The following is a 13,662-nucleotide window of genomic DNA, read 5'->3' on the forward strand; positions in this document are numbered from 1 at the left end:
GCCGGGGGGGGCGGGGCGCGCGCCCCCCTCCCAGGGCGGCCCGCCGCGCCGCCCCCCCCCGCCCCCCCGCCCCCCCCTTCTCCGTCCTCTCGCGGCCCTCAGACCCTGCGCAGCAGGACGCTGCGCACGCGGTGCTCGGCGTCCTTGCGCAGCACGAGGTCCGCGCGGCCGCGCGTGGGGGCGACGTTCTCCGCGAGGTTCGGGCCGTTGACGTCGTCCCAGATCTGCTCCGCGGTCGCGCGCGCCTCCTGGTCGGTGAGGCGCGAGTAGCGGTGGAAGTAGGAGCGCGGGTCGGAGAAGGCCGTCTGCCGCAGTCGCAGGAAGCGCTCGATGTACCAGCGGCGGATGTCCTCGGTGCGCGCGTCGACGTAGACGGAGAAGTCGAAGTAGTCGGAGACCGCGACGCCCAGGCGGCCGTCGCTGCGCGGCCGCGCGGGCTGCAGCACGTTGAGCCCTTCGATGATGAGCACGTCGGGCCGCTCCACGACCACCTTCTGATCGGGCACGATGTCGTAGACGAGGTGGGAGTAGACGGACGCCTCGACGCGGTCCGTGCCCGCCTTGACCTCCGCGACGAAGCGCAGCAGGGCCTTGCGGTCGTAGCTCTCGGGGAAGCCCTTGCGGTGCAGGATGCCGCGGGCCTCGAGCTCCGCCGTCGGCAGCAGGAACCCGTCGGTCGTCACCAGCTGCACGTTCGGGGTGTCGGGCCGACGCGCCATGAGCTCGCGCAGCAGACGACCCGTCGTGGACTTGCCGACTGCGACCGAGCCCGCCACGCCGATCACGTAGGGCGTGCGCTGCAGGCCCTGGTGGAGGAAGCCGCTGCGTGCCCGTCGCAGCTCCTGCGCGGAGCCGACCTGGATGTTGAGCAGGTGCGTGATGGGGCGGTAGACCGCGTCGATCTCCGCGAGGTCCAGCTTGTCGCCCAGTCCCCGCAGCTTCTCGGCGTCCTCGGCGGTCAGAGGGAGGGGCGTCTGGTCCGACAGCCGGGCCCAGTCCTCGCGGCGGATCTCGTCGAAGGGGGTGAACGATCCGTGGACCGCATGGGATCTCATGGTCAGCCATTGTTCCATCGGCCGCGGGGCCCGCGGGCGCGAATGGCGGGGACACGGGCGCGAACCCGTGGCACGGGGACTGGTCGGACGCGGACGAACGGCGGCGCATGACCGTTCCGCTCAGGACCGCGCAGAGGTCCGTGCGCGAATCTGACAGGTCGTGCGCACTCCCCGTCAGGGCCGGGCACGGGCCCCTGCGAAGGTGAGCGAGGCCTCCCTCGGACCCGCGTCGCAGGGGGCGCCGCGGGTCCCGTGCCCGCTAGCGTCGGGGCCATGTGTGGAATCGTCGGCTACGTGGGCTCCGTCCCCGCCTCCCCCTCTCCCCGTCCCCTCGAGGTCGCCCTCCAGGGCCTCGCGCGCCTCGAGTACCGCGGCTACGACTCTGCGGGCATCGCCGTGATCGACGACGGCCAGGTCCGCGTCGCCAAGCGCGCCGGGAAGCTGCAGAACCTTCGCGATGCGCTCGCGGGTGAGGAGGACACCACCTCCCCGATCGCGATCGGCCACACCCGCTGGGCCACCCACGGCGCCCCCACCGACGGCAACGCCCACCCCCACCTGGGCGGCAAGGACGACGAGCTCGCCCTCGTGCACAACGGCATCATCGAGAACTTCGCGGCCCTGCGCGCCGAGCTCGAGACCGAGGGCTTCGTCTTCCGCTCCGAGACCGACTCCGAGGTCGCCGCTCACCTGGTCGCCCGCGAGATGCAGGGCACCGGGGACCTCACCGACGCGATGCGCGCGGCCGTCGCCCGCCTCGAGGGCGCCTTCACGCTGCTGGCGGTGCACCGCGACGCCCCCGACCGCGTGGTCGCCGCGCGCCGCAACTCCCCGCTCGTCGTCGGCCTCGGCGAGGGCGAGAACTTCCTGGGGTCCGACGTCGCCGCCTTCGTCGACTCCACCCGGGATGCCCTCGAGATCGGCCAGGACCAGATCGTCACCGTCACCGCGGACGAGGTCGTCGTCACCACCTTCGAGGGCGAGCTCGTGCCCGAGCCCAAGCGCTTCACGATCGAGTGGGACGTGACCGCGGCGCAGAAGGGCGGCCACGACTCCTTCATGGCCAAGGAGATCCACGAGCAGGCGACCGCCGTCGCCGACACCCTGCGCGGGCGCATCGAGTCCGGGAAGCTCCACCTCGACGAGATGAGCATCGACCCCTCGGTGCTGCGCAGCGTCGACAAGATCATCGTCGTCGCCTGCGGCACCGCCGCGAACGCCGGCAACGTCGCGAAGTACGCGATCGAGCACTGGTGCCGCATCCCCACCGAGGTCGAGCTCGCCCACGAGTTCCGCTACCGCGATCCGATCGTCACCGAGAAGACGCTCGTGGTCGCGATCTCCCAGTCCGGCGAGACCATGGACACCCTGATGGCCATGCGCCACGCGCAGGAGCAGGGCGCGAAGGTCGTGGCCATCTGCAACACGCACGGCTCGACCATCCCGCGCGAGGCCGACGCCGCGCTCTACCTGCACGTCGGCCCCGAGATCGCGGTCGCCTCCACCAAGGCCTACCTGGGGCAGATCACCGCCTGCTACCTGCTGGGCCTCTACCTCGCGCAGGTGCGCGGGAACCTGTACCCCGACGAGATCGCCGCGCTCATGGAGGACCTCGACCAGCTTCCCGCGCAGGTCCAGCGCGTCCTCGACGACGCCGAGCAGGTGGGCGACCTCGCCCGCGCCATGGCCGACGTCTCCAGCGTGCTGTTCCTGGGCCGCCACGTCGGCTACCCGACCGCCCTCGAGGGCGCGCTCAAGCTCAAGGAGATCGCCTACATCCACGCCGAGGGCTTCGCCGCCGGCGAGCTCAAGCACGGGCCGATCGCCCTCGTGGAGGAGGGGCAGCCGGTCTTCGTGATCGTGCCCTCGCCGCGCGGCCGCGACTCCCTGCACTCCAAGGTCGTCTCGAACATCCAGGAGGTGCGCGCCCGCGGGGCCCGCACCCTCGTGATCGCCGAGGACGGCGACGACGACGTGCTCCCGTACTCCGACGTGGTGCTGCGCGTGCCCGCGACCCGCACCCTGTTCGCGCCCCTGCTCACGGTGATCCCGCTGCAGATCTTCGCGTGCGAGCTCGCCGCGGCCAAGGGCCTGGACGTCGACCAGCCGCGGAACCTCGCGAAGTCCGTGACCGTCGAGTGAGGCGCGGGGCGGGGCGCCCGTCCTGCTCCCGCTCCGCTCCCGCCCCGCTCCCGCCCCGCTGCCGTGCACGTTTCGGTGTGATACTGCCGGGGTGACCCCAGCACAGCTCCCGCCGTCCTCGCGCGCCTTCGCGCCGCGCGAGGACGGCGTCGTCGTCGGCGTGGGCGTCGACGTCGTGGGCATCGCCCGCCTCGACGCCCTCGCCGCCCGCACGCCCGCCCTGCTCGATCGTCTGCTCGTGCCGTCCGAGCGCGGGCTCTCGCCCGCCTCGCGCGCGGCGCGCGTCGCCGCGAAGGAGGCGGTGGGCAAGGCGCTCGGCGCGCCCGGCGACTACTCGTGGCAGGACGTGACCGTCGAGCGCACCGCGGCCGGTCGGCCCTACCTGGTCCTCACCGGTGCGACCCTCGCCGCGGCCGAGCGCCAGGGCGTCGCCCACCTGCACCTCTCCCTCTCCCACGACGCCGACGTCGCGACGGCCGTGGTCGTCGCCGAGCGCGGCTCCGGACCCCGGACGGTGCCCGCATGATCCGCGCGTTCACCGCCGACCAGGTGCGCGCCGCCGAGGCCCCGCTGCTCGAGGCGCGGGAGCCGCTCATGCAGCTCGCGGCGTTCGCGCTCGCGCAGCGGGCGCTCGTGCATCTGCGCGCGGGACGTGGGGACAAGGGGCCGACGGGGGCCCGGACCGTCGCCGGCGCGCGCGTGCTCGTGCTCGCGGGGGCGGGGGACAACGGCGGCGACGGCCTGTTCGCCGCCGCCCTGCTGCGACGGCGCGGGGTCGCCGCCGACGCGCTCGCCGTCCTCGGCCGCCACCACGAGGCGGGGGCCGCGGCGCTGCGCGCGAGCGGGGGACGCGTGCTCTCCGGCCTCGACGAGCTCTGCGCGCGCGGTCCGATCTCCCTCGTGCTCGATGCGATCACCGGCATCGGAGGGCGCCCTGAGCTCTCGCCCGCGCTGCGCGAGCTGCTCGACGCGGTGCGCGGTCTGGACGCTCCGGTGCTCGCGGTCGACGTGCCGAGCGGCATCGACGCCACCACCGGCGCCGCCGATCCCTGGGCCCTCGCGGCCCGCGAGACCGTGACCTTCGGGGCCGTGAAGACCGGTCTGCTGCTGCCCGGCGGCGCCGACCTCGCCGGGACCGTGCACCTCGTGGACATCGGACTCGGCCCACACCTGCCCGAGCGCCCCGCCCTCGAGCGCCTGGAGACCGCGGACGCCGCGGCACTCTGGCCCACGCCGGGCCGGGGGGACGACAAGTACTCGCGCGGCGTCGTCGAGATCGCCGCCGGCTCCGAGACCTATCCCGGTGCCGCGGTGCTCTCGGTCAGCGGCGCTGCCCGGACGGGAGCGGGCATGGTGCGCCTGGATGCCCCGCGCAGCGTGCTCGACCTCGTGCTCGCCCGTCGGCCCGAGGTCGTCGGGGGCGAGGGGAAGCACCAGGCCCGCGTGGTCGGCTCCGGCGTCCCCGAGGACGATCCGCGCCTCGCGCGCGCCCTCGAGGACCTGCGCACCGGGCACCGGCCCCACGAGCGGACGCGGCTTCCCGGCGTCGTCGACGCGGGGGCGCTCGCCGCCGTGGGCACGGGCGATGGGGACGGCGCGCTCGACGGTTTCCACCCCGGCGTCGTGCTCACCCCGCACGCGGGGGAGGCCGCGCGGCTCGCACGATCGCTGCGCATCGACCCCGAGCGGCCCGCGCCGGAACTCGCGCGCGCCCTCGCCGAGGCCACCGGGGCGACCGTCCTGCTCAAGGGAGCTGTGACGATCATCGCCCCGTCGGACCCCTCGGAGCCCCTGCTGAGCCAGGACGACGCGACCTCGCAGCTCGCCACCGCGGGCGCCGGCGACGTGCTCGGCGGAGTGCTCGGAGCCCTGCTCGCGGCGGGTCTTCCCGGACCTCGCGCCGCCGCGCTCGCCGCTCTCGTGCACGGCCGGGCCGCCCGCGACGCGGCCCTCGGAGGGACGGCGCCGATCGCCGCCCTGGACGTCGCCGAGCACGTCCCGCGCGCCGTCGCGACTATCCTTGCCGGGGCCGACCGGAGACCGCCGGCCGACGAGGCAGGAGGAGCATGAGCATCCCGATCCCCGCAGAGGATCCTCGGCACGTGCCCAACAGGGCCGTCGTGGACACCTCGGCGATCACGCACAACACGCGTGTGATCGCCGATTCGCTGCGCGAGCACACCGCGCTGATGGCCGTGGTCAAGGCCGACGGCTACGGGCACGGCATGCTCAGCGCCGCCCGCGCGGCCGTCGCCGGGGGAGCGACCTGGCTGGGCGTCGCCCATCCGGCCTCCGCCCTGGCGCTCTCCCGCGCCGGCATCGAGGTGCCGATCTTCAGCTGGCTGTACGAGCCGCGCACCGCCGCCGAGATCCTCCCCGCCGTCGTCGCCGAGGGCGTCGAGATCTCCGTGGGCAGCCTCGCGATGCTCAAGATGGTCGCCGACGCCGCCCGCCAGGCCGACCGCCGCGCCCGCGTCCACGTGAAGATCGACACCGGCATGGGGCGCAACGGCGCCCTGCCCGCGAAGCTCGCCGCCATCGGCTCCGCCGCCAGGGAGGACGAGTTCATCCGCCTCAGCGGGGCATGGACGCATCTCTCCGCGGCCGACGACCCCGAGGACCCGATGACCGACCAGCAGGTCGAGATCTTCGACTCCGCCTGCGAGGCCCTCGAGGAGGAGGCGGGACCGATCCCGCTCCAGCACCTCGCGAACACCGCCGCGACCCTCACCCGGCGCGACCTGCACCGCGACATCGTGCGCCCGGGCATCGGCCTCTACGGCTACCCGCCCGTCGCCACCGATCTCGATCTGCGCCCGGCGCTGACGCTCACCAGCCGGCTCGCCCTCGTGAAGGACGTGCCTGCGGGCCAGACCGTCGGCTACGGCCACCGCTTCACCACCCCCGCGCCCACCCGGTTGGGCCTGGTCCCGATCGGCTACGCCGACGGGCTGCCGCGCGCCGCCTCCGGCGGGGTCAGCGTGCTCGTGCGCTCCGACGACGGCGACCACCGCGCCCAGCAGGTCGGACGTATCAGCATGGACCAGATCGTGGTGGACCTGGGGACTGAGTCCCGGGCCCGCGCAGGCGACGAGGTCGTGCTGTTCGGAGCCGCCCAGGCGCTCGCGCCCCTCGGCGACGACGCGTCCGAGGTCGCCGTGACCCCCCAGTTCGTCGCCTCTGCGCAGACGGAGGAGGAGCCGGTGCAGGAGACGGAGTCGGATCCCGCGGCGGGCACGGGCGGTCCGACGGAGTCCCGGGACGGCGCGGAGCCGGAGACGACCGCGTCCACCGAGTCCACCGAGGTGACCCAGCCCGCGGAGGCGGGCGACGAGGCCCCATCGGCCCCCGCGCTCGCGGACCTCGATGCCGCGGACCCCACGCTCCCCGAGAACCATCCCGGCGTGCCGACCGCCGACGACTGGGCGACCGCAGCGGGGACCATCCCCTACGAGATCCTCACCTCGGTCTCCAACCGCGTGCCGCGGGAGCAGCGCTGATGAGTGGTGCCGAGCCCGGACCGGGCGTCGCGTCACTCGCGCTCACCACGACCGGGGCCGGGAGCACCCGCGACCTCGCGCGACGCCTCGCCGGACTGCTCGGTGCGGGCGACCTGCTCGTGCTCGACGGGCCCCTCGGCGCCGGCAAGACCACCTTCACGCAGGGCCTCGGCGAGGGACTGGGAGTGCGCGGCCCCGTCGCGTCACCGACCTTCGTGATCTCCCGGGTCCACCCGAGCGAGGCGGGCGGGCCTGCACTCGTGCACGTGGACGCCTACCGGCTCGGCGGCGGCGCGGACATCGACGACCTCGACCTCGACTCCGACCTCTCGGACGCGGTCATGGTCGTCGAGTGGGGACGTGACGTCGTCGAGCAGCTGAGCGACTCGCACCTGCTCGTCGAGCTCTCCCGCGCGACCGGTGCGGAGGACGCGCGGCCGGAACAGCCACTCCGGCCATCGCAGTCGACGCAGCCGGAGCAGGACACCGCCGCCGGCGACGGCGAGGAGTTCGACGAGCCCCGTGCTCTGACCCTCACCTTCGTCGGGCCCCGATGGGACGACGCGCGGATCCGCGCGGTCCGCGAGGCGCTCGGGGGCGCGGCATCCACCACGACCACGGAAGGGCGCGAGGCATGATGTGGCTCGGGATCGACACCTCGGGAGCCGTCGGCGTGGCCGTCGGGGACCGGGAGAGCGGGCGCGTGCTGGCCGTCGGCCAGGACGACCGCGCACGGCACCACGACGAGGTGCTCATGGCCCTCATCGACGACACCCTGCGCCGGGCGGGCGGTGGGCGCGCCGACCTCGAGGCCGTCGTCGCCGGACGCGGTCCGGGCCCCTTCACGGGACTGCGCGTGGGTCTCGTGACCGCGCGCGAGATCGCCTTCGTCCTGGACATCCCGCTGCACGGACTGTGCTCCCTCGACGCCCTCGCCCTGCAGGCCGCCGAGGAGGCACCCGAGGCACGCAGCCTCGCGATCGCGCTCGACGCGCGGCGCCGCGAGGTCTACTGGGCGTGCTACGAGCGGGCCGACGAGCAGTCGCCCGCGGCGCCCGGAACGCGCCTCGACCGGGTCGAGGGACCCGCCGTCTCGGCCCCGGCGGACGTCGCCGAGGAGCTCATGGCCTGCGACGTCGTCGCGGGCTCCGGCGCCCTCCTGCACAGCGAGATCCTGCATCCGAACTCCGCGCTCGCCCACGTCGACGCCGGTTCCCTGCTCCGCGAGGCCCGGCGCCGCCTCGACGCCGGCGAGGACCTGACCTCGACCGAGCCCCTCTACCTGCGCGAGCCCGACGCGAAGAAGCCGTCGGCGCGCAAGAGCGCCCTGGGCCGGCGGTGACCGAGCCCGCGCCCGAGCGAGCGCCCGCGTCGGAGGCCGGGGACTTCCCCGAGCAGACGCGGCTGCCCGAGGGGATGCGTCTGCGCGTCGCCACCCTCGAGGACGCCCTGCCGATCGCCGAGCTCGAGCTGCGGCTGTTCCCCGAGGACGCCTGGACCTTCGACATGGTCCGCGAGGAGATCGCGCACCCCTCCCGCCGCTTCGTCGTCGTCGAGCAGGGGAGCGGACTCCCGACCGGCGGATCCGCCGAGGAGCCCGATGCTCCTGACGCGGCCGGCGAGATCGTCGGCTACGCGGGCGTCATGCTCCTCGGCGACTCGGCCGACCTCCACACGATCGGCACCACCCTGCCCGGCCGCGGCATCGGGCGAGCCCTGCTCGACTGGTCGCTGCGCGCGACCCGCGAGGGAGGCGCGCGCGCCCTCGTGCTCGAGGTGCGCGAGGACAACACGCGCGCCCGCTCCGTCTACGAGGCGGCGGGGTTCCAGGACATCGGCCGACGGCCCGGCTACTACCCGGGACCCCGCGGCCCGGTCGACGCCCGGGTGATGATCCGCGAGCTCGCGCAGGACTGACTGACCGGAGGACCCGGGTGCGGGCCCGCCCGCCTGCGGGTCCGCACACCTGCGGGCCTGGGATCACACGTGGTGGTGCACCCGCTGGAAGACGTCCACGTAGTGCGCCTCGAGCCGGCGCTCGGCGAGCCGCAGACCCACCAGCAGCACCACGACCCCGATCACCAGGGAGAGCACCCCGGCGCCGATCAGGATCATCGGCCCGTCGACGACGAGTCCCCAGATCGCGACGCCGACCGCGGGCAGCTGAGGGACGAACACGGCGGCCGTCGCCAGCCCCATCGCAAGCATCGCGCTCGCGTTCGATGACGAGCGGTCCTTCATCGGATTCGTGCCGGGAGCGGCCGTCGGGTAGGGCATGATCGTCCCGATCAGGGACGAGGCGCCCCAGCCGCCCATCGTCAGTCCGAGCGCGCCGAGCAGGATCATGGGCACCAGGTCGGGCCGGCCCATGAGGATCGGGACCACGATCGCAGCGAGCACCAGGAACGGCACGGTGAACACGGCCATCGCGGCGATCCGACCGCGCAGGTTCGCACGGGCCGGGACTCCCGCGGTGATGTTCACCCAGCCCGCGGGCCCGTCGAAGCCGATCTCGTTCGCGAGCGTGATCCCGCTGATCGCCGCCACGAGCAGCACGCCCATGAACGGCGTGACGCGGTTGTTCTCGTTGATCAGGCCCATCGCCACGAAGAACACGAGCATGACCGGCATGATCACGACCGAGGCGAGGTAGCGGGAATCGCGGCGCCAGTAGCGCAGGGAGCGGCCCATGACCGCGCCGAACGCGCTCGAGCGCACGAAGCGCGGCACCAGGGCGGAGACCTTCGCGCTGCCGGAGGAGGCATCGCCGACCAGGGCCTCGCGCATCGCCAGATCGATGCTGCGGCGCCACCACAGCCACACCAGCACGATGGTGGCCGCTCCGATCACCGCGCGGACGAGGGCGGGCAGCACGGCGCCCTGGGCGAGGTCGACGGGCACGGAGAAGAGCGCGCCGAAGGGGGTCCACGCCCCGATCTGCGCTCCCGTGGCGAGCACCTTCGACCACAGGGAGATGTTCGCGCCGTCGAGCGACTGCCCCAGCAGGCTGATGCCGTAGAGGGCGCCCAGCATGACGACGATGCCGATCACGCCGCCCACCTCGCGGCCGCGCCGCGAGGAGGAGCGCGAGGCCTGGTGCGCGAGGACCGCGCGCGGCAGCAGCAGGCAGAGCACGATGCCGGCGAGATGGGCGGGGACCAGCGCGATGATCGCGAGGACCATCCAGATCGGCCCGGTCGCATGCATCGCCGCCCAGATGATGACGCCGACGCTCGTGATCGCGACCCCGAGCACGGTGAACAGGGTGGGCAGGCTGATGGCCCCGGCGGCCAGCATCCCCGGCTGCAGCTCCCGCGCGGTGCGCGGGTACAGGGCCAGCTTGCGGGGGTCCAGGGAGTCGTCGACGCCGAAGGCGAACAGCGGAAGCAGCAGCCAGACCAGCACGAGCACAGTGCCCAGCGCGCGGACGGCGGTGGGGAACACGGACCCGTCGGCGTCCATGACGACCGTGGCGACGACGAGGGCGACCAGGGTGGCCATCCCGCCCAGACCGTAGAGACCCCCGAAGACGGTGCCGACGATCTTGCCGACGTTCTTGCGGAACGAGCGGCGCCACAGGATCCACTTCAGCCGCATGAGCAGCCGCACGAGCGCCATGCCGTGCACGCTGCCGTGCAGGGAGCCACCCGCGGTGGTGATGTCGGAAGTCCCGGAGGTCCCGGTGGGCGTGGAGCCCTCGGAGGCGTGGGCGCGATCGGCGGTGCCGAAGGGGCCTCCCGCCGGCGCCCCGTGCTCATCGGTTCTCACGACTGCAGCCATGACAGGCTCCCCTCCTCGACCTCGCCCGCTCCGACGAGGTCCATGAAGCGCTGCACGAGGCTGCCGCCGGCGCGGACCTCCTCGAGCGTGCCGTCGGCGAGGATCTCTCCGCGGGCGATGATCGCGACGTGCGAGCACAGCTCCTCGACGAGCTCCATGACGTGGCTCGAGAGCACCACGGTGCCGCCGCCGGCGACGAAGGCGCGCAGGATCTGGCGGATCCGCTGTCCGGAGACCGGGTCGACGGCCTCGAGCGGCTCGTCGAGCACGAGCAGGCGCGGGGCGTGGATCAGCGCGCATGCCAGCAGGATCTTCTTCGTCATGCCGGCCGAGTAGTCGACGACGAGCTTGCCGTCCTCCCCGGCGAGGTCCATGGCCTCCAGCAGCGAGGTGCTGCGCTCGTCGACGACCGCCGGGTCCATGCCGCGGATGAGGCCGACGTAGGTGAGCAGCTCGCGCCCGGTGAGCCGGTCGAAGGTGCGCAGGCCGTCGGCCAGCACCCCCATCTGCGCCTTGGCGCGCTCGGGCTCGCTCCACATGTCGGCGCCCAGCACGTGCGAGCTGCCGCCGTCGGGACGCAGCAGACCGGTCGCCATCGACAGGGTCGTCGTCTTGCCGGCGCCGTTCGGGCCGACGATCCCGTAGAAGGCGCCGCGCGGGATCGACAGCGAGATGCCGTGCACGACCTCGGTGCCGTCGAAGGACTTGCGCAGACCGTCGACGTGCAGAGCGGGCTCTGCGCCGGGCGGGGCGGTGGCAGCGGGGCTCGGGCCGCCGGTCGCGGCGGCACTCGGTTCGTGGACCGGGACTGTGGGCTGGCTCATGCTCGAAGACTACGGGGGCGCCGCGGGAGGCTCGACCATCCGTCGGCGGTGCGCGCACCCGACCTAAGTCGGTGACGCCGCGGGCGACCGGGACGATCGGCCGCGGTGCGGGGCGCGGACATCGGCCGATCGTCTGAGCGCCGGGTCCGTGCGCCGGGTCCGAGCGCCGCCGCCGCCCACCGGCAGGACGCGGGCGGGGAGCGAGCAGATAGAGTGCAACCTGGCCGAGTGCCGACATCCGAGAGGGGAACCTTCCCATGACGACACCCCGTCGCCGGTTCGCGGACGCCGAGGGCGCCGACGAATCACCGAGCACCCCGCGCGAGGTCGCAGAGATCCCGATCGGGATCCGACGCCTGGGGGCCTGGTCCTGGCGGCTGATCGTGATCACCGCCGCGGCCGCCCTGATCATCTGGGGCATCCTCAAGATCACGGCCATCGTGATCCCGGTGCTGATCGCGATCCTCATCGCCTCGCTGCTCTCCCCGCTGGTGGGCCTGCTGACCCGGCACACGTTCCTGGGACGGGCGGCCGCAAGCGGCGTCGCGCTGGTGGCGCTGATCATCGTGGTGATCGGCATGTTCACGCTGGCCAGCCGCCAGCTGTTCGCGCAGGCCGGTGACATCTACGCCAAGGCCATCACCGGTGCGCAGACGCTGCTCGACTGGGCGAACACGACGTTCAACCTCGACGACTCGATGATGACCAAGGCGACGGACGAGATCCTCGCGAAGCTGCAGGAGAACACGGACTCCCTGATCAGCGGGGCCTTCTCGACGGTCTCGACCGTGGGCAACGTGGTCACGGGCATCGTGATCGCCCTGTTCACCCTCTTCTTCCTGCTCTCGAGCGGATCGACGATCTGGCGCTGGGTGGTGGGCCTGCTGCCCCCGGCCGCGCGCGTGCCCACCCACGAGGCCTTCCGCCGCGGCTGGAAGGCGCTGTCGGCGTACATGCGCACGCAGATCATGGTCGCCGCTGTCGACGCGACCGGCATCAGCATCGGCATGATCGCGCTCGGCGTGGGCTCCTACGCCGTGCCGATCTGGCTGCTCGTGTTCCTGTTCTCCTTCGTGCCGCTCGTCGGTGCGATCCTCTCGGGCGCCATCGCGATCCTCATCGTGCTGGTGCTCAAGGGCTGGGTCTTCGCGATCATCATGCTCGCGGTCGTCATCGCCGTGCAGCAGATCGAGGGCAACGTCCTCCAGCCCTTCCTCATGGGCAAGGCCGTCGAGCTGCACCCGCTGGCCGTGTTCCTGGGCGTCGCCTCGGGCGCGATGATCGCCGGCATCGCGGGCGCCCTGTTCTCGATCCCCGTGATCGCCTTCGTCAACGCCACGCTGCTGTACATGACGGGCCGGGACCCCTCGCCGGACCTCGGGCTCGACGAGACCGTGGACGCGGAGCTCACGGCCCCGCCCCGCCCCAAGAAGCACGAGGAGTCCGCACGCGAGGCGAAGCGCCGCGCGAAGGCCGAGTCCTCGAAGGCGCAGGCCGCCGCGCTGCGCGAGGAATCTGCCGAGGAGGTCGCGAGCGGTGCGGCCCCGAAGGACGGCGAGGAGCCCCGGGCAGGGGAGTGACGCCTCCGCACCGGGCCGCCGGGTACGGAGAAGGCCGGGTCTGCCGTCGGAACCTAGAGGTTCCGGCACGCAGACCCGGCCTTCGTCGTCCGGTCGCCCGTCGCGGCGCTCAGGCGCCCGGCGGATCGCTCAGGCGCGGTAGGGCTTCGCGGAGATGATCTCGATCCTCAGCGAGCGTCCGTTGGGCGCCTCGTAGTCGATGCTCTCGCCGACCTTCGAGCCGTTGATCGCCGAGCCCAGAGGGGACTCGGTCGAGAAGACCTCGAGGTCCTCGCCGTCGTCCGCGATCTCGCGGTTGCCCAGCAGGAACGTGCGGTCCTTGCCGGCCATCGAGATCTTCACGACCATGCCCGGCTCGACGACGCCGTCGTCCTTCGGGGTCTCGCCGACGACCGCGTTCTTCAGCAGATGGGTGAGCTCCGCGATGCGAGCCTCGTTCTTCCCCTGCTCCTCGCGGGCCGCGTGGTAGCCGCCGTTCTCCTTGAGGTCGCCCTCGTCGCGAGCCGCGGCGATGCGCTCGGCGATCTCGGTGCGACGGGGCCCCTCGAGCTCGGCGAGCTCCGCGGTGAGGCGGTCGTAGGCGTCCTGGGTGAGCCAGGAACCAGTGGGCTGGCTGCTCATGCGAACACTCCTGATGTCTTGTCGCGGGCGGCCGCCCTCGGCGGACGCCCGACACAGTTCACGGGGCACATGTTGCGCATGCGCCCCGTGTGCGGGTGATGAAGACCGACGCGCTGTCGGTATCAGAGCATCGTACAACGGATGCGACCGGCGCCCCCAA

General features: G+C 73.3%; 12 protein-coding genes. 8 read left to right on the plus strand and 4 right to left on the minus strand.

The window, feature by feature from the left end; all coding sequences use genetic code 11:
• Positions 1-98 precede the first annotated feature (98 nt).
• Positions 99-1,055 carry a type I pantothenate kinase gene (gene coaA, locus ACFQ53_RS14940; protein WP_377861012.1) on the minus strand — a complete coding sequence of 319 codons (957 nt, stop codon included), beginning with the start codon at positions 1,053-1,055 and terminating at the stop codon, positions 99-101.
• 273 nt (positions 1,056-1,328) lie between these two features.
• On the opposite strand from coaA, the gene glmS reads away from it, so the two are divergent.
• The 7 genes from glmS (at position 1,329) to ACFQ53_RS14975 (ending at position 8,614) form a co-directional block, all read left to right on the plus strand.
• On the plus strand, positions 1,329-3,197 hold the full coding sequence (gene glmS / locus ACFQ53_RS14945) for a glutamine--fructose-6-phosphate transaminase (isomerizing) (protein WP_377861014.1): 1,869 nt from the start codon (positions 1,329-1,331) through the stop codon (positions 3,195-3,197).
• Positions 3,198-3,288: 91 nt separating this feature from the next.
• Positions 3,289-3,723, plus strand: a complete 435-nt coding sequence (locus ACFQ53_RS14950) for a holo-ACP synthase (RefSeq protein WP_249479026.1) — start codon at positions 3,289-3,291, stop codon at positions 3,721-3,723.
• Positions 3,720-5,267, plus strand: coding sequence for an NAD(P)H-hydrate epimerase (locus ACFQ53_RS14955; RefSeq protein ID WP_377861016.1), 1,548 nt, complete (start codon positions 3,720-3,722; stop codon positions 5,265-5,267). Before ACFQ53_RS14950 ends, ACFQ53_RS14955 begins: the two co-directional genes overlap by 4 nt.
• Positions 5,264-6,697, plus strand: coding sequence for an alanine racemase (alr, locus tag ACFQ53_RS14960; protein ID WP_377861018.1), 1,434 nt, complete (start codon positions 5,264-5,266; stop codon positions 6,695-6,697). Before ACFQ53_RS14955 ends, alr begins: the two co-directional genes overlap by 4 nt.
• On the plus strand, positions 6,697-7,335 hold the full coding sequence (gene tsaE, locus ACFQ53_RS14965; RefSeq protein ID WP_377861020.1) for a tRNA (adenosine(37)-N6)-threonylcarbamoyltransferase complex ATPase subunit type 1 TsaE: 639 nt from the start codon (positions 6,697-6,699) through the stop codon (positions 7,333-7,335). Before alr ends, tsaE begins: the two co-directional genes overlap by 1 nt.
• The gene (gene tsaB, locus ACFQ53_RS14970) at positions 7,332-8,039 is read left to right on the plus strand and encodes a tRNA (adenosine(37)-N6)-threonylcarbamoyltransferase complex dimerization subunit type 1 TsaB (protein WP_377861022.1); all 708 of its coding nucleotides are present in this window, start codon (positions 7,332-7,334) and stop codon (positions 8,037-8,039) included. Before tsaE ends, tsaB begins: the two co-directional genes overlap by 4 nt.
• Positions 8,036-8,614: a GNAT family N-acetyltransferase gene (locus tag ACFQ53_RS14975; protein ID WP_377861024.1), complete on the plus strand. Its 579-nt coding sequence runs from the start codon at positions 8,036-8,038 to the stop codon at positions 8,612-8,614. The genes tsaB and ACFQ53_RS14975 overlap by 4 nt, the downstream gene beginning before the upstream one ends.
• 63 nt (positions 8,615-8,677) lie before the next feature.
• Here ACFQ53_RS14975 and ACFQ53_RS14980 read toward each other — a convergent pair whose 3' ends face one another.
• Both ACFQ53_RS14980 and ACFQ53_RS14985 read right to left on the minus strand, forming a co-directional pair.
• Positions 8,678-10,477 carry a hypothetical protein gene (locus ACFQ53_RS14980; RefSeq protein ID WP_377861026.1) on the minus strand — a complete coding sequence of 600 codons (1,800 nt, stop codon included), beginning with the start codon at positions 10,475-10,477 and terminating at the stop codon, positions 8,678-8,680.
• A complete protein-coding gene (locus tag ACFQ53_RS14985; RefSeq protein WP_377861028.1) occupies positions 10,462-11,301 on the minus strand; it encodes an ABC transporter ATP-binding protein in 840 nt (279 codons plus the stop codon). Before ACFQ53_RS14985 ends, ACFQ53_RS14980 begins: the two co-directional genes overlap by 16 nt.
• 257 nt (positions 11,302-11,558) lie before the next feature.
• Here ACFQ53_RS14985 and ACFQ53_RS14990 point away from each other — a divergent pair, with 257 nt between their 5' ends.
• Positions 11,559-12,881: an AI-2E family transporter gene (locus ACFQ53_RS14990; protein WP_377861030.1), complete on the plus strand. Its 1,323-nt coding sequence runs from the start codon at positions 11,559-11,561 to the stop codon at positions 12,879-12,881.
• Between the two features lie 129 nt (positions 12,882-13,010).
• Here the strand turns inward: ACFQ53_RS14990 and greA are convergent, their stop codons facing one another.
• Entirely contained in the window at positions 13,011-13,502 is a 492-nt protein-coding gene (gene greA / locus ACFQ53_RS14995) for a transcription elongation factor GreA (protein ID WP_377861032.1), read from the minus strand.
• Between the last annotated feature and the right edge of the window lie 160 nt (positions 13,503-13,662).

The organism is Brachybacterium sp. NPDC056505 (assembly GCF_042794925.1).
GTDB classification, from domain to species: Bacteria; Actinomycetota; Actinomycetes; order Actinomycetales; family Dermabacteraceae; genus Brachybacterium; species Brachybacterium kimchii.

Bases quoted from the DNA above. Each gene is read 5' to 3' on its own strand.
- ACFQ53_RS14985 (WP_377861028.1), bottom strand. From the start codon at position 11,301: ATGAGCCAGCCCACAGTCCCGGTCCACGAACCGAGTGCCGCCGCGACC.
- greA (WP_377861032.1), bottom strand. From the start codon at position 13,502: ATGAGCAGCCAGCCCACTGGTTCCTGGCTCACCCAGGACGCCTACGAC.
- glmS (WP_377861014.1), top strand. From the start codon at position 1,329: ATGTGTGGAATCGTCGGCTACGTGGGCTCCGTCCCCGCCTCCCCCTCT.
- coaA (WP_377861012.1), bottom strand. From the start codon at position 1,055: ATGAGATCCCATGCGGTCCACGGATCGTTCACCCCCTTCGACGAGATC.
- ACFQ53_RS14955 (WP_377861016.1), top strand. From the start codon at position 3,720: ATGATCCGCGCGTTCACCGCCGACCAGGTGCGCGCCGCCGAGGCCCCG.
- ACFQ53_RS14990 (WP_377861030.1), top strand. From the start codon at position 11,559: ATGACGACACCCCGTCGCCGGTTCGCGGACGCCGAGGGCGCCGACGAA.
- tsaE (WP_377861020.1), top strand. From the start codon at position 6,697: ATGAGTGGTGCCGAGCCCGGACCGGGCGTCGCGTCACTCGCGCTCACC.
- alr (WP_377861018.1), top strand. From the start codon at position 5,264: ATGAGCATCCCGATCCCCGCAGAGGATCCTCGGCACGTGCCCAACAGG.
- tsaB (WP_377861022.1), top strand. From the start codon at position 7,332: ATGATGTGGCTCGGGATCGACACCTCGGGAGCCGTCGGCGTGGCCGTC.
- ACFQ53_RS14980 (WP_377861026.1), bottom strand. From the start codon at position 10,477: ATGGCTGCAGTCGTGAGAACCGATGAGCACGGGGCGCCGGCGGGAGGC.